Origin of the sequence: Sphingobium tyrosinilyticum (assembly GCF_042654265.1) — a bacterium.
GTDB lineage: Bacteria > Pseudomonadota > Alphaproteobacteria > Sphingomonadales > Sphingomonadaceae > Sphingobium > Sphingobium tyrosinilyticum.
In genome coordinates this window covers 198,621-218,602 of record NZ_JBHSFZ010000006.1, presented here as the reverse complement: position 1 = coordinate 218,602, position 19,982 = coordinate 198,621, and the positions used below count along the sequence as shown (strand labels likewise).

Annotated in this window: 22 protein-coding genes; 9 read left to right on the top strand and 13 right to left on the bottom strand. The window is 62.1% G+C overall.

The features are described 5' to 3' along the window. Nucleotides 1–41 precede the first annotated feature (41 nt). Nucleotides 42–1,526: a replicative DNA helicase gene (locus tag ACFO3E_RS05445; protein WP_380803081.1), complete on the top strand. Its 1,485-nt coding sequence runs from the start codon at nucleotides 42–44 to the stop codon at nucleotides 1,524–1,526. Then, complete coding sequence (locus ACFO3E_RS05440) at nucleotides 1,519–2,376, top strand: SGNH/GDSL hydrolase family protein (RefSeq protein ID WP_380802949.1); 858 nt, start codon at nucleotides 1,519–1,521, stop codon at nucleotides 2,374–2,376. The genes ACFO3E_RS05445 and ACFO3E_RS05440 overlap by 8 nt, the downstream gene beginning before the upstream one ends. Here the strand turns inward: ACFO3E_RS05440 and ACFO3E_RS05435 are convergent. The 8 genes from ACFO3E_RS05435 to ACFO3E_RS05400 form a co-directional block, all read right to left on the bottom strand. Then, the gene (locus ACFO3E_RS05435; protein ID WP_380802947.1) at nucleotides 2,366–2,761 is read right to left on the bottom strand and encodes an MAPEG family protein; all 396 of its coding nucleotides are present in this window, start codon (nucleotides 2,759–2,761) and stop codon (nucleotides 2,366–2,368) included. The two genes, ACFO3E_RS05440 and ACFO3E_RS05435, sit on opposite strands and share 11 nt — an antisense overlap. Nucleotides 2,762–2,857: 96 nt before the next feature. After that, the gene (locus tag ACFO3E_RS05430; RefSeq protein WP_066524074.1) at nucleotides 2,858–3,649 is read right to left on the bottom strand and encodes a phosphoadenylyl-sulfate reductase; all 792 of its coding nucleotides are present in this window, start codon (nucleotides 3,647–3,649) and stop codon (nucleotides 2,858–2,860) included. Further along, nucleotides 3,642–4,082 carry a DUF934 domain-containing protein gene (locus ACFO3E_RS05425; RefSeq protein ID WP_066524073.1) on the bottom strand — a complete coding sequence of 147 codons (441 nt, stop codon included), beginning with the start codon at nucleotides 4,080–4,082 and terminating at the stop codon, nucleotides 3,642–3,644. The genes ACFO3E_RS05430 and ACFO3E_RS05425 overlap by 8 nt, the downstream gene beginning before the upstream one ends. Continuing rightward, nucleotides 4,075–5,706: a nitrite/sulfite reductase gene (locus tag ACFO3E_RS05420; RefSeq protein WP_380802944.1), complete on the bottom strand. Its 1,632-nt coding sequence runs from the start codon at nucleotides 5,704–5,706 to the stop codon at nucleotides 4,075–4,077. Before ACFO3E_RS05420 ends, ACFO3E_RS05425 begins: the two co-directional genes overlap by 8 nt. 3 nt (nucleotides 5,707–5,709) lie before the next feature. Continuing rightward, the gene (locus ACFO3E_RS05415) at nucleotides 5,710–6,006 is read right to left on the bottom strand and encodes a DUF2849 domain-containing protein (protein WP_066524068.1); all 297 of its coding nucleotides are present in this window, start codon (nucleotides 6,004–6,006) and stop codon (nucleotides 5,710–5,712) included. Then, nucleotides 6,003–6,791, bottom strand: coding sequence for a uroporphyrinogen-III C-methyltransferase (gene cobA / locus ACFO3E_RS05410; protein ID WP_380802942.1), 789 nt, complete (start codon nucleotides 6,789–6,791; stop codon nucleotides 6,003–6,005). Before cobA ends, ACFO3E_RS05415 begins: the two co-directional genes overlap by 4 nt. Nucleotides 6,792–6,908: 117 nt before the next feature. Further along, nucleotides 6,909–8,342: a succinylglutamate-semialdehyde dehydrogenase gene (astD, locus tag ACFO3E_RS05405; RefSeq protein WP_380802939.1), complete on the bottom strand. Its 1,434-nt coding sequence runs from the start codon at nucleotides 8,340–8,342 to the stop codon at nucleotides 6,909–6,911. A 62-nt stretch (nucleotides 8,343–8,404) separates the two neighbouring features. Beyond that, a complete protein-coding gene (locus tag ACFO3E_RS05400; protein WP_380802937.1) occupies nucleotides 8,405–9,799 on the bottom strand; it encodes a protein adenylyltransferase SelO family protein in 1,395 nt (464 codons plus the stop codon). A gap of 74 nt (nucleotides 9,800–9,873) precedes the next feature. Between ACFO3E_RS05400 and ACFO3E_RS05395 the strand changes: the two genes are divergently transcribed. From ACFO3E_RS05395 to ACFO3E_RS05380, 4 genes are all read left to right on the top strand, one after another. Continuing rightward, nucleotides 9,874–10,743, top strand: a complete 870-nt coding sequence (locus ACFO3E_RS05395) for an alpha/beta fold hydrolase (protein WP_380802934.1) — start codon at nucleotides 9,874–9,876, stop codon at nucleotides 10,741–10,743. Beyond that, nucleotides 10,736–11,878, top strand: a complete 1,143-nt coding sequence (locus tag ACFO3E_RS05390; protein WP_066524060.1) for a glycosyltransferase — start codon at nucleotides 10,736–10,738, stop codon at nucleotides 11,876–11,878. Before ACFO3E_RS05395 ends, ACFO3E_RS05390 begins: the two co-directional genes overlap by 8 nt. A gap of 93 nt (nucleotides 11,879–11,971) precedes the next feature. Beyond that, complete coding sequence (locus tag ACFO3E_RS05385; RefSeq protein WP_066524059.1) at nucleotides 11,972–13,375, top strand: NAD(P)H-dependent flavin oxidoreductase; 1,404 nt, start codon at nucleotides 11,972–11,974, stop codon at nucleotides 13,373–13,375. After that, the gene (locus tag ACFO3E_RS05380) at nucleotides 13,375–13,578 is read left to right on the top strand and encodes a DUF2093 domain-containing protein (RefSeq protein ID WP_066524057.1); all 204 of its coding nucleotides are present in this window, start codon (nucleotides 13,375–13,377) and stop codon (nucleotides 13,576–13,578) included. Before ACFO3E_RS05385 ends, ACFO3E_RS05380 begins: the two co-directional genes overlap by 1 nt. A gap of 570 nt (nucleotides 13,579–14,148) precedes the next feature. On the opposite strand, the gene purU is transcribed toward ACFO3E_RS05380, so the two are convergent. The 5 genes from purU to ACFO3E_RS05355 all read right to left on the bottom strand — a co-directional run bounded on the left by purU (nucleotide 14,149) and on the right by ACFO3E_RS05355 (nucleotide 17,210). After that, nucleotides 14,149–14,988: a formyltetrahydrofolate deformylase gene (gene purU, locus ACFO3E_RS05375; protein WP_380803078.1), complete on the bottom strand. Its 840-nt coding sequence runs from the start codon at nucleotides 14,986–14,988 to the stop codon at nucleotides 14,149–14,151. Between the two features lie 95 nt (nucleotides 14,989–15,083). After that, the gene (locus tag ACFO3E_RS05370) at nucleotides 15,084–15,257 is read right to left on the bottom strand and encodes a hypothetical protein (RefSeq protein ID WP_380802931.1); all 174 of its coding nucleotides are present in this window, start codon (nucleotides 15,255–15,257) and stop codon (nucleotides 15,084–15,086) included. A gap of 54 nt (nucleotides 15,258–15,311) precedes the next feature. Then, nucleotides 15,312–15,647 (bottom strand): 2-oxoadipate dioxygenase/decarboxylase family protein, encoded by a 336-nt coding sequence (locus ACFO3E_RS05365; RefSeq protein ID WP_380803075.1) that lies wholly within the window; start codon nucleotides 15,645–15,647, stop codon nucleotides 15,312–15,314. A gap of 15 nt (nucleotides 15,648–15,662) precedes the next feature. Next, entirely contained in the window at nucleotides 15,663–15,845 is a 183-nt protein-coding gene (locus tag ACFO3E_RS05360; protein WP_380802929.1) for a hypothetical protein, read from the bottom strand. A 324-nt stretch (nucleotides 15,846–16,169) separates the two neighbouring features. Beyond that, nucleotides 16,170–17,210, bottom strand: a complete 1,041-nt coding sequence (locus tag ACFO3E_RS05355; protein WP_380802926.1) for an SPOR domain-containing protein — start codon at nucleotides 17,208–17,210, stop codon at nucleotides 16,170–16,172. Nucleotides 17,211–17,393: 183 nt separating this feature from the next. Here ACFO3E_RS05355 and ACFO3E_RS05350 point away from each other — a divergent pair, with 183 nt between their 5' ends. The 3 genes from ACFO3E_RS05350 to ACFO3E_RS05340 are packed head-to-tail and all read left to right on the top strand — an operon-like array spanning nucleotide 17,394 to nucleotide 19,970. After that, nucleotides 17,394–18,116 carry a ParA family protein gene (locus ACFO3E_RS05350; protein WP_066528529.1) on the top strand — a complete coding sequence of 241 codons (723 nt, stop codon included), beginning with the start codon at nucleotides 17,394–17,396 and terminating at the stop codon, nucleotides 18,114–18,116. An 18-nt stretch (nucleotides 18,117–18,134) separates the two neighbouring features. Beyond that, nucleotides 18,135–18,647: a hypothetical protein gene (locus tag ACFO3E_RS05345; RefSeq protein ID WP_066524054.1), complete on the top strand. Its 513-nt coding sequence runs from the start codon at nucleotides 18,135–18,137 to the stop codon at nucleotides 18,645–18,647. 15 nt (nucleotides 18,648–18,662) lie between these two features. Continuing rightward, on the top strand, nucleotides 18,663–19,970 hold the full coding sequence (locus tag ACFO3E_RS05340; protein ID WP_066524053.1) for an SPOR domain-containing protein: 1,308 nt from the start codon (nucleotides 18,663–18,665) through the stop codon (nucleotides 19,968–19,970). Nucleotides 19,971–19,982 lie beyond the last annotated feature (12 nt).

Here is a 19,982-nt window from a genome sequence, read left to right as displayed (position 1 = left end):
TGCCCCTTGCGCCGGACCGCTGCGAAGGCGATGAGAAGCGCATGGTCGAACTGGTGCAGATAAACCCCGCCGCGGAAGCAGGCGTGCCCGAACTCCCTCGCAATGTGGAGGCGGAGGCGGCGCTGCTTGGCGCACTGATGATCGACAATCGAATCGCCGAGGACGTGCAGCTCAAGCTGAAGCCAGAGCATTTCTTCGAGCCGCTCCACGGCCGCATCTATGAATCGGTCATGAAGCTGGTGGAACGCGACATGATCGCCAATCCCGTGACATTGAAGCCGCTGCTGGAACAGGACCCGGCGCTCAAGGAGCTGGGCGGCGTCGGCTATCTCGCCCAGCTGACGGGCAATGGTGCGGCGCTTCTGGGCGCACGCGACTTCGCCAGCCAAATCTATGACCTGGCCTTGCTGCGTCAGCTTGTTAATGTTGGCCGTGAACTTGTTGAAAACGCTTTGGATACTAGCGAGGATGTCAATCCCCGCGAGCAGATCGAGCAGGCCGAAGTTGCGCTCTATAAGGTGTCGGAGGGCGAGGGGGAGACCGGCTCCGTCAAGAGCTTCGCCACCGCTACCACCATGGCCGTTCAGGTCGCAGAACGGGCGCTGAACAGCGGCGGTCATGTTTCGGGCATCACGACAGGGCTGGCTAGTCTCAATGAGAAGATCGGCGGCCTCCACAATTCGGACCTTATGATCCTGGCTGGGCGCCCTGGCATGGGCAAAACCTCGCTCGCTACCAACATTGCCTATAACGCTGCCTCCCGCTGGATGCGGGATAATGGCGACGGCATCCCGCCTGAAAAAAATATGGGCGCAAAGACGGCTTTCTTCAGCCTGGAAATGTCGGCCGACCAGTTGGCTACCCGCGTTCTCGCCGAGCAGTCGGGCATTAGCGGTGAAGCACTTCGCATGGGCAAGATCAGCCGCGCTGACTTCCAGAATCTCTCCCGCGCCGCGCGCGATCTCCAGGAGCTGCCGCTTTTTATCGACGACACGCCCGGCCTCACCATCGCTGCCCTACGCACCCGCGCCCGCCGTCTGAAACGCCGCCACGACATCGGCTTGGTCATCGTCGATTATCTCCAACTGCTTCAGGGTAGTGGGAGGGGCAGCGACAACCGCGTGCAAGAAATTTCCGAGATATCTCGTGGTTTAAAGACTTTGGCGAAGGAACTTAACGTTCCAGTTCTAGCCCTATCGCAGCTCAGCCGCGCCGTCGAGCAGCGCGAGGACAAGCGCCCGCAGCTATCGGACCTGCGCGAATCCGGCTCGATCGAACAGGACGCGGATATGGTCTGGTTCGTGTTCCGTGAAGACTATTATGTCGCAGCCAAAGAGCCGGGGAATAAGGAAAGCTCCGAGCATCTCGAGTGGGCGCAGGAAATGGAGCGGATCTACGGCCTTGCCGAGCTGATCGTGGCAAAGCAGCGCCATGGCTCCACCGGCCGCATCCGCATGAAGTTCGATGCCAAGATCACCCGCTTCTCCGACCTCGCCGACGGTGGATATATGGGCGATTATGAATAAAATCGGGCGGATAATCTCCGCCTGCGCTGTGGCGCTCGGCCTGCCGGGCTGCATGACCCTAGAACCAGGCGCTGGCAGGCGATCTCTGGCGCCGGGTGACATCTATGTGGCCATTGGCAGCTCTTTCGCGGCCGGGCCAGGGATCAGCAAACCGGCGGACACGCCGCCCACGCGCTGCGCTCGATCTATCGATAATTATGCGCATCAACTCGCGCGAAAAAAGGGACTTCGGCTGATCGACGTAAGCTGTAGTGCTGCGACTACGGCTCATCTTCTTGGTCCCTGGTCCGAACTGCCTCCGCAGCTTGACGCGCTCACCCCTGACACATCGCTGATAACCGCGACCATCGGCGGCAATGATATGGGCTATATTGGTGGCATCATGGCCGCGTCATGCCAGCCGATGAACGGCAAGGCGTGCATGACCGTGCCGGAACCCACCGAGCAGAAATGGCAGAAGCTCGAAGCCGATATGCGCAAGCTGCTTGCCGAAATGCGACGCCGGGCACCGAACGCCCGCATAATTCTTGTCGATTATCCGACGGTTCTCCCGGACCACGGACAATGTGCAGCAGCACCATTGTCGCCCGAGCAGGCCGACAGGAGCCGGATGATCGCGAGCCGCCTCGCAGCGCTGACAGCCAAGGTGGCCCACGACGCGGGTGCTGAGATACTGGCAGCATCTTCGCTCAGCCGCGGGCATGATGCCTGCGCGGCAGATCCCTGGATGAACGGTTTCATCAAAGCGACAGGCAGTTCGTCCTTCGCCCCCTATCACCCCAACCTGGCGGGAATGACCGCCGTGGCCGATGCGCTCGAACGAATGACGAGCAAATCGCTCAGCCGCTGACGAACGCTCCGAACACGAGAGCCAAGCCGACCATGCTGACACCATAGGCCAGCGTCCGCACAACAGGCACGCCTATGCCGTAGAGGGGGAGATAGACCGCGCGGGCTGCCAGCCATAGCCAGCCGCCGATCGCCGTCATTTCGCTTGTTTGTCCGGCGATCACTGCCCCCAGCAGACCCACAATGGCCACGGGATAGGTCTCCATGAAATTGGCTTGCGCTCGCACCAGCCTCCCGGCGAGCGGATTAAGCGGCGGAAGCGTCTCGTCCCGCGCGCCCATGTTCCATTTAACGCCATATTGCCGTGTCTTGAGATGCGCCGCCGCAAAAATATGCACGAGCAGCAGTGCGCAACTCCATGTAAGGATCTTCAACTCCACGGCCATATGTCTCTCCCGCCATTTGTTCCGGGCGCGACACTATCTTACCAGGAGCGGCGGCGCCATGGCTCGGTCGAAACGAGACGAACCATGGACCGCGCCTCAGAACACTGGCTGGTTAGCCGGATCATCCGGATCGACAACCGGAACCGGAATGGGAGTGATCGGCGAGTGGATCCCGCACTCCACCTTGTCCCAACCCCGCCAGCGTCCTGCACGCGGGTCTTCGCCCGGCAGCACCTTGGATGTGCACGGCTCGCAGCCTACTGACAGATAGCCTTGCGCTTCTAGAGGGTGGCGCGGCAGGTCATGTTCCGCGAAATAGGCTTCAAGGTCGTCCTTGGCCCAATCTCCCAGCGGATTGATCTTCAGCCGACCATCCTCAATCTCGAAGCGCGGCATATTCTGGCGCGTGGTCGATTGGAACGCTTTGCGCCCGGAAATCCATGCGTCCAATCCCTGCTTGGCACGGTTCATCGGCTCAACCTTGCGGATGTCGCAGCAGCCGTCGGGATCGTAAGACCAGCGCAGGCCCGTCTCGTCCTTCTTCGCCAGCACATCAAGATCGGGCACCACCGAACGGCTGTCTGTGAAGCCCAGTCGCGCGATAAGCGTGTCGCGATAGTTCAGCGTCTCTGCAAACATCTTGAGCGTATCGACGAAGATCACGGGAACGGTCTTGTCCGCCCTTGCCACTAGGTCAAGCAGCACGGCGCTCTCGGTGCCGAAAGACGATACGACAGCAACCTTGCCAGCCAGCCCTTCGGCGAAGACGGTTTTCAGCATGGTCAGCGCATCCACACCTTCGAACCGCGCATTGAGCGCATCGGCATCTGCCTGGGTAAAGGCGGGGCGGGCGTCTATGACGTCAAGCTGGCGGGCTGGTTCAGCCATTCACACTCTCCGGGTGCCGCTTTGCCCAAACCGGGCTGCGGCCATCGACGGTCTTTTGATAGACGTCGGCATAACGATTGAGCGCACGCTCCACGGCGGCATCGTCCAGCGCCTTGTCGGGCCGGAAGCTGTCGAAACCGCAGCGGCGCATCGCGACAAGCTGATCGACGAGTACATCGCCGACGGCACGCAGTTCGCCCTGATATCCGGCCTCACGCAGGATACGCGCCGCAGAATAGCCACGCCCGTCGCCATAGGCCGGGAAGTTCACCTCAACCAGCGACAGGCGGTCAATATAGGGCAGCAATTCGCGCGCATCCTCGCCCGCTTCGATCCGAACGGCGGTCGAGTTGGACTGGCCCGTGAAGGATTCGACCGTCACGGCGGGCTCCTGCGCGGCTTCACCGTCGCGGAAAGACAGGAACTCAACCATAGATCGCCTCCTTGAAGGGCTTCATGCCAAGACGGCGATAGGTATCGAGAAAGCGTTCGCCTTCCTCGCGCTGGGCAAGATAGAGGTCCGTCACCTTCTCGATCGCGTCCACCACGCCGTCCTCGGAGAAGCCGGGGCCGGTGATCTGACCGACGCTCGCATCTTCCGCGCCCGATCCCCCGAGAGAGAGCTGGAAATTCTCCACGCCCTTCCGGTCCACGCCCAGCACGCCGATATGGCCGGCATGATGGTGGCCGCAAGCGTTGATGCAGCCGGAAATCTTGACCTTCAGTTCGCCCAGATCCTTCTGCCGGTCTGCCGCGGCGAACCGCTCCGACAGTTTCTGCGCCAGCGGGATCGACCGCGCATTGGCGAGGCTGCAATAGTCGAGGCCGGGGCAGGCGATGATGTCAGTGATCAGGTCCAGATTGGCCTCGGCCAGCCCAGCCTCATCCAGCTTTTGCCAGATGGCGTGGAGATTCGCCTTCTTCACATGCGGCAGGACCAGGTTCTGCGCATGCGTGACGCGCAGTTCGTCAAGCGAATAAGTCTCCGCCAGATCCGCCACCAGTTCGATCTGTTCCGCCGAAGCATCGCCTGGAATGCCGCCGCGCGGCTTCAGGCTGATGTTGACGATGGCATAACCGGGCTGCTTGTGGGCTGCGACCTGACGGTCAACCCACAGCGCGAAGGCCGGATCGGTGCGATCGAGATCATCGCTCAAACCCTGCTCATAGGCCGGGTTGGCGAAGAAAGGCCGGATACGATTCAGCTCTTCGACCGGCGGATTGAGGCCGAGGATCCGCATATGCGCGAATTCTTCCTCCACCTGGCGCTTATATTCCTCGACCCCCAGTTCATGGACCAGGATCTTGATCCGCGCCTTGTATTTGTTATCGCGGCGGCCGTAACGGTTATAGACGCGCAGGCACGCTTCCAGATAAGGCACGATCTCATCTTCGGGCACGAAGTCCCTGATTTGCGGCGCAACCATCGGCGTACGGCCCATACCGCCACCGGCATAGACTTCCGCGCCTACCTGCCCATCGCGCGACACCAGCTTTAGGCCGATATCGTGCAGCTTCATCGCCGCACGATCCTCTTCGGACGCGATCACGCAGATCTTGAACTTGCGTGGCAGATAGGTGAATTCCGGATGGAAGGTCGACCACTGACGCAGCAGCTCCGCCCAAGGACGTGGGTCGGCTACTTCGTCCGCTGATACCCCTGCATATTGGTCAGAAGAGATATTGCGGATGCAGTTGCCGCTGGTCTGGATGGCGTGCATCTCGACCGTCGCCAACTCTGCCAGGATGTCCGGCGCGTCGGCCAGCTTGATCCAATTATACTGCAAATTCGTACGCGTCGTGAAATGGCCGTAGCCCTTGTCATATTTACGCGCGATCTCGCCCAGCTTGCGCATTTGCCGCGCATTCAGCGTGCCATAGGGAATGGCTACGCGCAGCATATAGGCGTGGAGCTGCAGATAGAGGCCATTCATCAGCCGCAGGGGCTTGAATTGATCCTCAGTCAACTGACCGGCCAGGCGCCGCTGCACCTGATCACGAAATTCCTCGACGCGTGCGTCAACGATGGACTGGTCGTAGCTGTCGTAACGATACATGGTTTAGATCACCCAGTTGCCGGCATCGGCGTCATTCGGTTTCAGCGTCAGGTCGGGCCGCACGGTCGGTCCCAGAGCGCGGATGCGGTCTTTGATATGGGCCGGGCGCACGCCTTCGTCAGTGACGGTCGCATCGATCACATAAGCGCCAACGACTCGCAGCGCAGCCTCTTCGGAGCGCGCCAGTTCTTCGCCCTTGTCGCCCACATCAATGGAATCGCCGACCTGCCGCGACCAGCCGTCGCCCGCCCACCAGATCACATCCCCGGTGCCAAGGTCATTGCCGGTCAAAATCTTCACGAATGCATCTCCACCCCATTTTTCATTTGCGCAGCCCAGCCGGCCAGCACATCCTGCGCCAGCGCATAGGCCGCCACATCGCCAACCACAATCAGCGCCGGGCTTTTTACGTGTTCGCGAACCACCATGTCGCCCAGGTCGGCGAGTAGCGTCCGCAGCGTCCGCATGTCAGACCGCGTGCCATTTTCCAGCACCGCCACCGGAATGGCCGGCGACACGCCATCGGCGATCAGCTTGTCCGCAATGTCCGCCGCCGTCGCCACGCCCATGTAGATGACGAGCGTCCGCCCTTTGCCCGCCAATCCCGACCAATCCTGATCCGTCAGCCCCTTGCACTGGCCCGCGACGAAGCTCACCGCACTTGCCGCATCGCGATGGGTGAGGGGAAGCTGCGCCTGCGCTGCGCAGCCGATCGCCGCGCTGATTCCCGGCACTACCTCCACGGGCACGCCGGCTTCGCGGCAGGCTTCCATTTCTTCGCCGCCCCGCCCGAAAACAAACGGATCGCCACCCTTCAACCGCACCACAGACCGCCCGGCGAGAGCCAGCTTCACCAGCAGCGCGTTGATTCCCTCCTGCGGCATTGAATGGCGGCTGCGCTGCTTGGCGACCGAGATCAGTTCGGCACCCTGCGACGCCATCGCCAGGATATCTTTCGAAACCAGCCCGTCATGCACGATCACCTCCGCCTGCGCGATCAACCGTGCAGCGCGAAGTGTCAGCAGTTCCGGATCACCCGGACCCGCGCCGACGAGAAAGACGGTAGCAGGTGCTTGTTCGGCCATGACGGGCAAATGGCGAAAAGGCCCAAGCGTTTCAATTCAGAATGCTTTGTCCGGGACGAAGGAAAATTTGGGGTAAGCTCGTCCTCGAGCAACGGCTGGGGCAAAGAAGCTATCGCTTCACTCCCCCATTGTGCTCGTATCAATATCCTTCAGCCCGACGCCAATGGATGCTCGCGGCTGCTCAATCTCTGCCGAAGACACAGGATAGGCGCAATAATCCGCGGCATAATAAGCGCTCGGCCGGTGGTTGCCGGAAATCCCAAGCCCGCCGAAAGGCGCCGATGACGAAGCGCCGTTGGTCGGCCGGTTCCAGTTGACGATCCCGCATCGGACATTCGCCCAGAATTGATTATATTGCTCTGGCGATCCCCCGATCAGCGAAGCGGAAAGCCCATAACGGCTATTGTTCGCCTCCGCGATCGCCGCTGGGAAATCCGGCACCCGGATGACCTGCAACAAAGGCCCGAACAGTTCCACGTCAGGCCGCTCAGCCATCGCGGTCACGTCTATGATCGCGGGGCTTAGTAAAGGCCGCTCCTCTGACAGACGCACCAGATGTTTGATCGGCCGGCCGCCGTGACTCATCAGGTAGAGGAAGCTTTCGGTGAGTTGATCCGCCGCCTGATTGTCGATCACCGGACCCATGAAAGGCGCAGGGTCCGCATGGGGATGATCGACGATTAGCCGATCTGCTATCTTCTTGATTTCCGGGATCAACAGGCCCGCCAGATCTTCCTTCACGATCAATCGGCTTGCCGCCGTGCAACGCTGTCCGCTCGACAGAAAGGCCGACTGGACGATCAAAGCCGCCGCGCTTGCGATGTCGCCGGTATCCCATGCAATGATGGGATTGTTGCCCCCCATTTCGAGCGCCAAAATCTTGCCTGGATTGGCTGCGAATTGACGGTTGATCGCAATCCCTGTTGCCGCCGAGCCGGTAAAAAGGACGCCGTTCACATCTCCATGAGATGCCAGCGCCTTGCCTTCATCCGGGCCGCCCACCACCACGCGCACGACATCCTGCGGCACGCCTGCCTCATGATAGAAGCGCACCAACATCTCGCCGACTGCAGGCGTCTTTTCGGACGGCTTGAACAGCACGCCATTACCCGCCAGCAGCGCGGGAACGATATGTCCGTTAGGCAGATGCGCCGGGAAATTATAGGGGCCTAGCACGGCCATCACGCCATGCGGTTTGTGCCGCACTGACTGGCGTGCCCCCATTGCCGCCTCCAGCCGCCGCTGCCCGGTGCGCTCCGAATAAGCGGCGACGGAGATATCGACCTTGTTCATCACCGCCGCAACTTCGGTCCGCGCGTCCCACAGCGGCTTGCCCGTTTCGCGCGCGATCAGGTCGGCCAGCGCCTCCTCATTCGCCCGCACGACATTGACGAAGCGGCGGAGCGTCTCGATCCTGTAGGCAACGGGCTGCGCAGCCCATGAAGGCCAGGCTGCGCGGACCCGTGCAACCTCGGCCTCGACATCGCTGAAAGAGCCTTGCCACAGGACAGCGCCGGTAGCGGGTTCGGTCGAAGTCAGCGTGGCGGCCATTGTTCCGATATGGAGGATAACGGGACGTTAGGGAAGGGCGGTGGCACGAGGAAGAGCGGGAACTACGGCACTTTCGGCCCGCTTCCCATCGCTTCTCCCATCCGCCTGACTGCCGCCACCTTCGCGTGCAACGGCTCCCAATCATCCCGCTCGGCAATTGCGCTCCAGATCGCCTCGACCTCGTCGATATACATCGAGCAAGGCGCCGCATCCCGCCAATAGGGATGCTCATCCTTTTCGCGGGCGTCAAACCCGGCGATGGCATCGCGAAATGGTGCCCAATCTTCTGCGGAATAGTCCGTCCCGTCACGCGGTTCCCCGCCGCGCCAATCATGGAAAAAACGATCGATCGGAGTCTCGGTCGCCGCCATCGCCCGCACGGCCGCCTCGATCATCCCATTCGCGTCACCTGAAGGCACGCCCCCCAGCCGCCAGCAAAAGCGCCGCACCATCGCCTCCCCATAAAGCTGCGGAAAGCGCTCAAGTTGCTCGATCAGTGGTTCCGCCTCCACCAGCGGCCGCAGCGACACTGCGAGCTGCGCCGCGTCCCAATGGATCGCTTCCGCCTGGCGCCCAAAGGCATATAGCCCTGCATGATCGAAATAGGCGGCGGTGAAACCCGGCTGCCACAACGGTGTGAAGCGCCAAGGCCCATAGTCGAAGCTCTCACCCGTGACGTTGATATTGTCGCTGTTCAGCACCCCATGAACGAAGCCTGCGACCATATAGCTCGCCGCCAGATCCGCCGTCCGCTCCACGACGCGGCCTAGCAGCTGGGCGGGTGCGTTATTCCCCGACTCCTCGCCGTAAAGTTCGCGCAGCGCATAATCCGTCAGCCGCTCCAGCAGCGGCTTGTCATCAAAATAAGCGGCGCGCTGGAAGGAGCCGATGCGGATGTGCGAATGGCTGAGGCGCACCATCACCGCCGCGCGGGTAGGGGAGGGCTCATCATTGCGCTCCAGCGCCTCGCCGGTCTCGATCAGGGACAAGGTCTTGGACGTATTTACGCCCAGCGCCTCCAGCATTTCGGTCGCCAATATCTCGCGCACTCCGCCTTTCAGCGTCAGGCGGCCGTCGCCGAACCGGCTGTAGGGGGTCTGTCCCGAACCCTTTGTCCCAAGGTCCAGCAGCCGCCCCGCCTTGTCGCGCAGTTGGGCGAAAAGGAATCCCCGGCCATCCCCGATATCGGGATTATAAACCCGGAACTGATGTCCATGATAACGCAGCGCCAGCGGCTCGGGCAGATTATCGGCGAGCGGCTCGAACCGGCCGAAATGCCGCACCCATTCCTCATCCGTCAGCCCATCCAGTCCGACGCTGGTCGCCGCTTTGTCATTGCGAAAGCGCAGAATTGTCTGCGGAAAATTCGCCGCGGCGACGTTGTCGGCAAAGTCCGGCTGAAGAGCGAATATTTCCTTTGCCGGATTGTATCTGGTGGCTTGCGAGGATTTGTCCATGCGGCGATATGGGGGAACAGGGTAGGAAGTTGCAACCGCTGCCACAAACCCAAGTAAATGAGGGCGCACGACCGTTGACCAAGTTCACCGACGGATATTGGTGGTCCCCCGACGGCCTCAGGCTTCATTATCGGGACTATCCCGGTGATGACGATGGCCGTCCGCCGCTCCTTTGCCTCCCCGGCCTGACGCGCAACGCCCGCGATTTCGAGCCGCTGGCTGAGCGTCTCGCCGGTGATTGGCGCCTAATCTGCCCGGACATGCGCGGTCGCGCGGAAAGTGCGCAGGCCAAAGACCCGATGACCTATGTCCCGCTCAATTATCTGCAGGACATCAGCCGCCTTCTGGCCGACCTGGCGATCACTCGCTTCGTGGCGATCGGCACCTCTCTTGGTGGACTCATCACCATGTTGATAGCCGCAACGCACAAGGAATGGCTCGCAGGCGCGCTGCTCAATGACGTGGGCCCGAAGCTGGAGCAGGCGGGGCTGGACCGGATTCGCACCTATGTCGGCGTCGGCCAGTCGCATCAAAGCTGGGTGCAGGCCGCCCGCGCGCTGGAGGAGGCCAATCGCGACGTCTATCCTGGCTATGGACTGGAACAATGGCTGGCCATGGCCAAGCGCCTTTACCGGCTCAGCAGCGGGGGCCGTGTTGTACTCGACTATGACATGCGCGTTGCCGAGCCGCTTCGCATAATGGGCGGAGAGGCAGGCGTCGATATGTGGCCCGTCATGGCGTCCTTCAGTGACGTGCCGACCCTGATATTGCGCGGCGAACGCTCGGATCTGCTCAGCGCCGCCACGGCGGAGCGGATGGCGACCGAAATCGGTTCCAGCGCGGAACTCGTCACCGTTCCCGATGTGGGCCACGCCCCCGTCCTAGACGAGCCGGCAGCCGCCGCCGCCATAGACCGCTTGCTGGTGCGGGTCCTCCATGGCTGATATTTCCCGGCGGCCGCCCCGGCTGCTGCACGTGCATGGCAGCTTCTCGCTTGGCGGGAAGGAAGCGCGTGCGGTACGCCTGATGAACCTGTGGGGCGACCGCGCCCAGCATATGATCGTCAGCGCTGCGCCCCAATCTATGGGCGCACGCGCTGCGATCGATCCCTCCGTCGCAGTCAGCTTTCCCGAACCCCCGGCGCTCACCGGTCGCCCCGGTCCCTTGCGTTTCCGTGCGCTCGGCCGCTTCCTGGCCGGGTTCGATCTGATTCTGACCTATAATTGGGGCGCGATGGATGCGGTCATGGCTCACCGCTTCTGCTCGCCCTTTCTTCGGATGCCGCCGCTTATCCACCATGAGGATGGGTTCAATATAGAGGAAGCCGAACGGCTGAAGGCCGAGCGCAACCTCTATCGCCGTCTGGCGCTTCAGCGGGCGAGGGCCGTGGTCGTGCCGTCAATCCGCCTCGACGGAATCGCGCGCACCGTTTGGAAGCAGCCTGCGTCTAAGGTTCATCTGATCCGCAACGGTATTGACGTTGCCCGCTATGCGCGGCCCGTCGCTGCTGACGCGATACCTGGGCTTCTGCGTTCGCCGGGCAAGCTGCTCGTCGGAACCCTGGCCGGGCTGCGCCCCGTCAAGAATATTCCTCGCCTGATACGCTCCGTCGCGCCTCATCGGGACCGGCTGCAACTGGTGATCATCGGTGATGGCCCGGAACGAGATTCGATCCTGGCAGAAGCGGACCGCCACGGGCTGGATGACATCTGCATGCCCGGCTTCCTCACCCAACCCTGGCGTTTCATGGGAGCGCTCGATATTTTTGCGCTCTCGTCCGACAGTGAGCAGTTCCCGATCTCGCTGGTTGAAGCGATGGCTGCGGGACTGCCCATAGCATCCATGGACGTGGGTGACGTCATACAGATGATCGCCCCTGAAAATCAGTCCTTTATCGTGCCTGATGAAGCCAGCCTTTCCCACGCTCTCGGCAACCTTGCGGCAAATCCCGAGCTTCGCGCCCGCCTCGGTAAAGCCAACCGCCACCGCGCTCAACGCGATTTCGACGAAGCCGCCATGGTCGATGCTTATGCGTCCCTCTATGGACAAGCACTATCCAGCCCCCATATTTTGCGGTAGGGCGCGCCGGAAATTCGTCACCGCTGGCGGAAGCTGCTATAAAGCCGCTTTCACCCGATCGGGGACCCAGCAGCTATTGCGCGGGAGATTGCGTTGTTCAAGGGTTTGAAGCCCATCATCTATGGTGGTCGTGAAGTCTGGCCGCTGGTCGAAGGCGGCAAGGGCGTCGCTGTGTCCAACCACGCCAGCTCCGGGGCCTGGGCGGCAGCGGGCGGCATCGGCACGGTGTCGGCCGTCAACGCCGACAGCTATGACAGCATGGGCAATATCATCCCGCAAATCTATCATGGCCGCACCCGCCGCGACCGCCACGAAGAACTGATCGCCTATGCCATCGACGGCGCCGTCGAACAGGTAAAGCGCGCCTTTGAAATCGCAGGTGGTAAGGGCGCGATCAACATCAACGTGTTGTGGGAAATGGGCGGGGCCCAGCGTGTGCTGCACGGCGTACTGGAAAAGACCAGGGGCATGGTTGCCGGCGTAACCTGCGGCGCGGGTATGCCCTACAAGCTGAGCGAAATCGCCGCTTCCTACGGCGTCAGCTACCTTCCCATCGTCAGTTCCGGCCGCGCTTTCCGTGCGCTGTGGAAGCGCGCTTATTCGAAGGCGTCGGAATGGCTGGCGGCGGTGGTCTATGAAGATCCCTGGCTCGCGGGTGGGCATAACGGCCTGTCCAACGCCGAAGATCCGCGTCAGCCGCAAGACCCCTATCCCCGGGTTCGCGACCTGCGCGCGACCATGCGCGAAGGCGGCATTTCCGACGATGTGCCGATAGTCATGGCCGGCGGCGTCTGGGCGCTTAAGGATTGGAATGATTGGATCGACAATCCGGAACTGGGCGCCATCGCCTTCCAGTTCGGCACCCGTCCCCTGCTGACGCAGGAAAGCCCGATCCCGGATGAGTGGAAGCAGCGCCTGACCCAGCTCGAGCCGGGCGATGTCCTGTTGCACCGTTTTTCGCCCACCGGCTTTTACAGCTCGGCGGTGCGCAATCCCTTCTTGCGCCAGTTGGAGGCTCGGTCGGAACGGCAGATTCCGTTCAGCACCGAACAGGCGGGTGATCACACGCATCAGCTTGACGCGGGCGTGAAGGGCAAGAATTTCTGGGTCACGCGCGGCGACCTCCTTCGGGCGCGGGAATGGGTGGGGCAGGGCTTCACCTCCGCGCTCAAGACGCCGGACAACACGCTTGTCTTCGTCACGGAAGAGGAAAAGGCGGAGATCCGCAAGGATCAGACCGACTGCATGGGCTGCCTCAGCCAGTGCGCTTTTTCCAGCTGGATGGACAGCGAAACCAACTCGACCGGCCGCCTCGCCGATCCGCGCAGCTTCTGCATTCAAAAGTCGCTGCAGGAAGCCGTCCATGGCGGCGACCTGGACAAGAATCTGCTGTTTGCTGGCCATGGCGCCTATAAATTCAAGCAGGACCCCTTCTACTCCAACGGCTTCGTGCCCACCGTGAAGCAGCTGGTCGATCGCATCCTGACGGGCCACTGATGGCGGATATTCAGGGATTGGCGGTGTTGGAATATCACACGCCACATTTCGACATCGTGCGCCCCGGACAGTTCGTTCTCTGTGCTGTCTCGGGCGCGCGAATCGATCTCGATGATCTGAAATATTGGAGCGCCGAATTTCAGGAGGCGTATCGCGGGCCGGTAGAGGCGACGCAATCCTTCCTGCGCCATCGCGGCCTCTAGGCAAAATTAGCGCTCGCTGAGCTTCATCCTTTCTGTTCCCTTCCGCCGATCTGTGCGTTATGCTTTGCAAGCAGGCGACAAAGATCGCCGCGTGCGGAAGGATGTCAGCGATGTCGCGAATAGATATCTATGGCGATCGAATTTGCGTCGCCACCAGCTTCCTGATCGTGGGCTGGTTCATTTACAGCATCATCTTCTAGGCTGCCCGCTTCGGGTTCCCCCCCCCCAGTAGCGGGAATCGTTACCGCTAAAGCAAAGCTATGTTTCCTTTCTCAACCTTATAAGTAGATAAGATCGTGAGTATATGCTCCGCGGCTTTTGAAGGATGACAGCTTGCTCCGCGTCAACAACGGCTAAAGCGCACGACCCTGATGCGACCACGCAAGGTTTCGTGTTCCTCCGCACAAGGAGAAAACGATGACCCGCAAATCTGTTCGCTCTCAGCAAAAGCGCCCATCCGACCGGCGGCGCGACATTTACCTGCCCCACTCATCCTGGTCCAGAACGCCGCGAGCGAGCGCGAATGCAGCGATTGCGCCCGAAGATTTCTGGGCCCGTCTCGGTCTCTGATTAGCGGAAAACGACGGTCTTCCCGCCGTTCAGCAGCACCCGGCGGTCGGCGATCCATCCGACCGCCCGGGCCAGCACCTGTGCCTCGATGTCGCGACCAATGCGGATCATATCTTCCGCCGTCGCGCGATGGTCGACACGCTCGACTGCCTGTTCAATGATCGGCCCTTCGTCCAGGTCCGCCGTAACGAAATGGGCCGTTGCGCCGATCAACTTGACGCCGCGTTCATGCGCACGGTGATAAGGACGCGCGCCCTTGAAGCCGGGTAGGAAGCTGTGATGGATGTTGATGCAGCGGCCTTCAAGCCGTCCGACTAGGTCCTCTGACAGCACCTGCATGTAGCGCGCAAGGACAAGATAGTCCGACCGCGTCCTGTCAAAAATCCCTAGCAACGCCGCTTCCTGTCCAGCCTTGTCCCCATTAGGCGGCAGTTCATGATAGGGGATGCCGTGCCATTCGGTGATGCGTCGCATGTCGGGATGGTTGGACACCACGCCCATAATATCGATCGCTAGCGTGCCCGTCTGCCAGCGGTGTAGCAGGTCGGCCAGGCAATGCGATCCCTTCGACACCGCAAGCAGCATGCGCGGCTTTTCCTGTGCAGGCGTCATCCGCCAGTCCATTGCGAAGCGCGTGCCGATGGCCTCGAACTCCGCCTGCAGCCGGTTCGTATCCGCCATTTGCCCATCGGTCGCCTCAAACGCCACCCGCATGAAAAAGCGTCCGGCCTCCCGGTCGGCATATTGCTGGCTGTCCGTGATGAAGCCCCCGCGCTCGGCCAGAAATTGGCTGACCGCAGCAACGATGCCGACGCGGTCGGCGCAGACGAGCGTCAGCACCCAGGAAGGGACAACCGGATTGTTCAACAACGCCTCCGCCAATGATCGGCAACGCCGTTGCCTTATGGCGGCTGCATGATCAAGCCGTTAAAGGATCAGCCCTTCACGCTGGTCGTCGCGAAAATGCCGGTCGCATTGCCCGCGTCGAAGGACAGGTCCAGCCGGCCGGTCGCCGGATCGACGTCGCGGCTGATGAACTCGTAAAATGATCCGGGCACCTCGCGCAGCTCTCTCCCTGCGAAATTTCGTTCGACGGGGTCTGCTCGCAACGCCGTTTGGGGCACGCGGCCGGTGCGGGATATTTCGATCTTGTCCTTGATCGGTCAATCCTCCCGCTTCAGCCGGTCGGCAAGGGCGGCAACATCTGCCACCCGGTCGGTCGCATGATTGAAGGCATTGCCTTCCGTCGCGATCCAGGCCGCCTCATGGGACCTCGACAGCAACAACTCATAGTCATCGAGCGTTACTGGGTCATGCTGCCGGTCGAACGCCGATACCAGCACGGGCAGCGCCGCTGCTGCCTGGTCGAACCGCACCGGTCCCCCTTGGGCATAGCTTTCCAGAAGGCCCATTGTGTCCGCGTTCAGCGGATCGCGCGAAGTCCCGAATGTCCTCGCCGCAACATTGGCAAAATCGGCGTCAAAACGATCGACATGCAGTTCGGAAAGGAAGAACTATGGAATATCCTCGGGCGCGTCAGCATGGGCATAGGTCCTGCCGGTCATCTTCAGCTGATCGAGCGGATAGACGCCTGCCAGTTGATAGCCCAAAGGCAAAAAGATACGAGCGAAGGCATCCTCGCCAGCGGGCAGGGCGCCAGTGGCCCTTGGACCAAGCGTACCGTCCGCATGCGCCATGGTCGAACATCACCTTGCCGCCTCGCGCAAGCGTGTCGGCAACATAAGCCGTCCCGCTCGTAACCCGCTCAAGAAGCCCGTGGAACAGGACGACGTTCATTGTCATCGCAAGTGCCGCCCGCGATACGGCGGGTCTTTTTTCCGCCAGCAATGACGGCGCGATAGTCATCGTCGCCATCACCTGCCGGGCAGCATCTTGCTCCAGCACCGCTTCGGCGAGTGCCGGAATAATTCCCTGTCACCAGCCCATGGCGCTTCACAGACAGAAAGCCTGTTATCGCCTGCGACCTTCACTCTGCCAAGATGCAGAAGCCGCCAATCATGTCACATTTTTCGAGGCATGCAGTCTGCGCCAGCAGCCTTGATCGCGCCGCACAGTCGCGCCGCTTCGGCATTGCTAGCCAGGGGCCCGGCCTGCAACTTCGTCACCGCGCCACCCTTCACTAGGAAAAGTTGATAGGTGGACAGGCCGGAAACCTTGCTGCGCAAGCTGTTCCAGAGAGCGCGCGCACGGCCCTCTTCGCTGAACGCGCCCAACTGTACCCGCCAGCCGCCGCTTGTAGCTGCTCTTGGGGCTTCCGCCTCGCGAGGCGCCTTGGCAGCGGGCGTTTTCGGCTGCTGAACGGCCGCGACCGCTTTGGGAGCCGCCGGCTTCGCCTTCGCGGAAGCCTTGGGTAAAGCAGGCTTCTCAGCATCCGGGGCAGGGGGCAAGGCTGCGGTTGCGAGCGGCGGCGGCCCCTCGCGCACAACAGGTGCGCTTGACGTCCGGCCATTCGCCTCCGCCAGCGCCGCTACTTCCTTCTGTCCCATGTCCCGCGCCATAGCGAGGCCCTGCTCGCGCTGGTCGGCCGGGACATATTTGTCCATCTGCTTAAGGCTGGCCGTCGCCTGAGCCAGTCCCGCTGCCGATGCGCGAGTCATCAGCGCATAGGCGCGCGGCCAATTCTTCGGCGCAATGTCTCCGTTAAACAGGGCGGTGCCGACGATATATTGTGCACGCGGCTCCCCCCTTGCCGCCGACCGCTGAAGATAAGGTAGGGCACCCGCACGGTCTCCTTGTTGGAACATCAGCAGCCCCAGATTATCTTCCGCTCGTGCATGGCCCTGCGCCGCCGCCTTGCGATACCAATCGATGGCAGAGGCCATATCGGCCTTCACCCCGCGTCCCAGCTTGTGGGCCTGGCCCATGTTGAACTGCGCGTCGGGGTCGCCAGCCTGGGCGAGTGGCCGCCATAGGGTGACCGCCTTGTCATAATCTCCCTGCTGCCAAGCATCTACCCCGGCCTTCACATCGGCGAAGGCGGGCGGCGCCAGGCTCAGCATGGTTGCGGCGGCCAAGGCGCCCCAGATCTGCTTCATATGCATGTGCTCCTGAAAGGACAGCTTCGCCGCAGCCTATGATCTAACAAGGTTAATGCCAACTTAGCATTAAGCACATGCTGCGTGATAGTGTTTCGCTCATCTCGAAGGGATGGCGAGGCGTTAACCAATTCTTAGGCGCCCCCATGGCACTTCAGTCCGCAATTGGATTTTCTGGGGGAAACGCGCGTGCGCATACTCGCATTGGCATCGCAAAAAGGTGGATCAGGCAAGACCACCCTGTCTGGTCACTTGGCCGTGCAGGCCCAGATGGCGGGCGCCGGCCCGGTGGTTCTGATCGACATCGATCCTCAGGGGTCGCTCGCTGACTGGTGGAACGAGCGTGAAGCGGAATATCCCGCTTTTGCGCAGACAACGGTCGCGCGGCTCGCCGCAGACCTGGAAATTCTGCGCCAGCAGGGGTTCAAGCTCGCCGTCATCGATACGCCCCCCGCCATCACCATGGCGATCCAGAGCGTGATTTCCGTCGCCGAACTGATCGTAGTGCCGACGCGCCCCAGCCCTCATGACCTCCGCGCCGTTGGCGCGACTGTCGATCTTTGCGACCGTGCGGGCAAGCCGCTGATCTTCGTCGTCAACGCTGCGACGCCCAAGGCGCGGATCACTTCCGAAGCCGCTGTGGCCCTTTCTCAGCACGGCACGGTCGCGCCGGTGACGCTGCATCATCGTACCGATTTTGCGGCGTCGATGATCGATGGCCGCACGGTGATGGAGGTGGATCCCAACGGCCGGTCCGCTGGCGAAGTCACCCAACTCTGGAGCTACGTCTCCGACCGGCTTGAAAAGAATTTCCGCCGAACCGTCTTCTCGGTGCCCAACGGCACTGCGGGCACGCCTGGTGCAGTTCGTCCGGCGACAGGTGGCTTCGGCCGCCGAGTCGTTGGCCAGTAAAAGGAAAGGGAAGACATCATGGCCGAACCTAAGCCACTCGCTTCGCTGACCTCCGGGCTTCTCGCTCGCAAGGGCGCTGCTCAACCCGCCATGCGCCGTCCGGTCATGGGTTTCGGACGTCAGGCGAACGCCGCCCTGATGCAGGACGATCTGGGCTGGAACGACATGGGCTTTGACGTGACGGAACCGGAGCCTGTGCCCGCAGAGCCCCGCGCTGTCGTGGGGCTTACCCCGATGACTCTACCGCCTGTCGCTGCTCCCGTACCACCCGTGGTGATCGCACGCGAAGAGTTGGTTGAGCGTATGGAGGAAGCCGTCAAGACGGTGTCTCCTGCCACGCGCTCGAAGGGCCGGAAAGCCGCGTTCACGCTTCGCCTCGATGCGAGTCGCCACCTCAAGCTCCGCCTTGCCAGCGCCGTCATCGGCCGGTCGTCGCAGCAGATGGTGACGGAGGCGCTCGACATATTCCTCGCCAGCCTGCCCGAAATAGACCGGCTCGCGCAGCAACTGCCGCGTAGCGAAGCAGAGTAAGAGAAGGACATCGCCATGAAGCGCAACGCTCTTGCCAAGGCGGCCCTGTCGTCGCTGCTCGTTGGAACGACGATGGTCGGTTGCACCGGCGCCGCCTTTCGTCCCTCCGCCATTGCCCCGGTGAAGCGGGGCGACGATCGCGCCGCTGCGGCGATCGACAAGGCGCTGGCAGGCAGGGATGGCGCGCATGCCCTTGCTACAGCCGAGGCTGCGGTGCAGGCTGCGCCTCGTGACGCCGGTTACCGCCAGTTGCTGGGCCGCGCCTATGTCGCCAACGGCCGTTTTGCTTCGGCTGAAACAGCGCTCAGCGACGCCATGACGCTTGGCAACCGCGATCCTCGCACCATCGTCAGCCTGGCGCTGGTCAAGGTAGCGCTCGGCAAGAATGAAGCGGCCCGCGATCTTCTCGCGGCCCATGCCGACATCGTTCCCGCCGGCGACTATGGTCTTGCCATAGCGATGGCGGGTGACGCTGCCGAAGGGGTCCGCATCCTTGCCGATGCCATCCACGATCCGTCGGCTACAGCGCGCACGCGCCAGAACTTGGCTTATGCCTATGCGATGGCAGGTCGCTGGAAGGACGCCCGCATGATGGCCGGGCTTGATCTTGAGCCGCTCGCCGCCAATCAGCGGATCGCGCAGTGGGCACAGACCGCAGCTCCGGACTTCGCGCAGCAGCGCATTGCTGGACTGATGGGCGTAACTATCAGCGGCGCCGATGTCGGTCAGCCGGTCGCGCTGGCGCTCGCGCCAGAAGCCGCGCCGGTCCAGGCCGCACAAGCTACCGCGCCGGAACCTGTAGCCGAGCCCGTGCCTGTGGAAGTCGCCGCGGCAGATATGCCGCAGGCCGAAGCCGTGCAGCAGGCCGCTTATGTGGCTGCCGAAACCCCCACCCCGGCTTTCGCAGCGCCTCGAGCGCCGATGAAGGTTGCCAGCGTCCGTCAGCCGGCAACTGTCCGTGCCCAACTCGCGCCCCGCCGCATGCAGGCGGCCTTCCATGTGGAAGGAAGGGGTAGCAGCAATTGGGTCGTGCAACTCGGCGCCTACGAAAATGCTGCTATCGCCAAGGAAAAATGGTTTGAGATGGCACGCCGCAACAACGCGCTTTCAACCCTGCCCGTACTCACCAGCCAGATCACGGTGAACGGCGTCAGCTATTCTCGCCTGGCTGTCAGCGGCTTCAACGATCGCATTGAAGCGGCCGCCCTATGTCGAGCCATCCGCGCTCGCCGCGGCCAATGCTTCGTGCGCGAAAACGCTCCTGACGCAGCGCCCCAGCGCTGGGCGCTGGCGCTTAAACCCCGTCAGTTCGCATCGCGCTGAAGCGGCAGCACC

Excerpts from the sequence above, each read along its gene's own strand:
- ACFO3E_RS05445 (WP_380803081.1), top strand. The coding sequence starts at position 42 with ATGGTCGAACTGGTGCAGATAAACCCCGCCGCGGAAGCAGGCGTGCCC.
- ACFO3E_RS05400 (WP_380802937.1), bottom strand. The coding sequence starts at position 9,799 with ATGGACAAATCCTCGCAAGCCACCAGATACAATCCGGCAAAGGAAATA.
- ACFO3E_RS05435 (WP_380802947.1), bottom strand. The coding sequence starts at position 2,761 with ATGGCCGTGGAGTTGAAGATCCTTACATGGAGTTGCGCACTGCTGCTC.
- ACFO3E_RS05420 (WP_380802944.1), bottom strand. The coding sequence starts at position 5,706 with ATGTATCGTTACGACAGCTACGACCAGTCCATCGTTGACGCACGCGTC.
- ACFO3E_RS05390 (WP_066524060.1), top strand. The coding sequence starts at position 10,736 with ATGGCTGATATTTCCCGGCGGCCGCCCCGGCTGCTGCACGTGCATGGC.
- astD (WP_380802939.1), bottom strand. The coding sequence starts at position 8,342 with ATGGCCGCCACGCTGACTTCGACCGAACCCGCTACCGGCGCTGTCCTG.
- cobA (WP_380802942.1), bottom strand. The coding sequence starts at position 6,791 with ATGGCCGAACAAGCACCTGCTACCGTCTTTCTCGTCGGCGCGGGTCCG.
- ACFO3E_RS05425 (WP_066524073.1), bottom strand. The coding sequence starts at position 4,082 with ATGGTTGAGTTCCTGTCTTTCCGCGACGGTGAAGCCGCGCAGGAGCCC.
- ACFO3E_RS05380 (WP_066524057.1), top strand. The coding sequence starts at position 13,375 with ATGGCGGATATTCAGGGATTGGCGGTGTTGGAATATCACACGCCACAT.
- ACFO3E_RS05355 (WP_380802926.1), bottom strand. The coding sequence starts at position 17,210 with ATGCATATGAAGCAGATCTGGGGCGCCTTGGCCGCCGCAACCATGCTG.
- ACFO3E_RS05440 (WP_380802949.1), top strand. The coding sequence starts at position 1,519 with ATGAATAAAATCGGGCGGATAATCTCCGCCTGCGCTGTGGCGCTCGGC.
- ACFO3E_RS05340 (WP_066524053.1), top strand. The coding sequence starts at position 18,663 with ATGAAGCGCAACGCTCTTGCCAAGGCGGCCCTGTCGTCGCTGCTCGTT.
- ACFO3E_RS05345 (WP_066524054.1), top strand. The coding sequence starts at position 18,135 with ATGGCCGAACCTAAGCCACTCGCTTCGCTGACCTCCGGGCTTCTCGCT.
- ACFO3E_RS05430 (WP_066524074.1), bottom strand. The coding sequence starts at position 3,649 with ATGGCTGAACCAGCCCGCCAGCTTGACGTCATAGACGCCCGCCCCGCC.
- ACFO3E_RS05360 (WP_380802929.1), bottom strand. The coding sequence starts at position 15,845 with ATGGCGCATGCGGACGGTACGCTTGGTCCAAGGGCCACTGGCGCCCTG.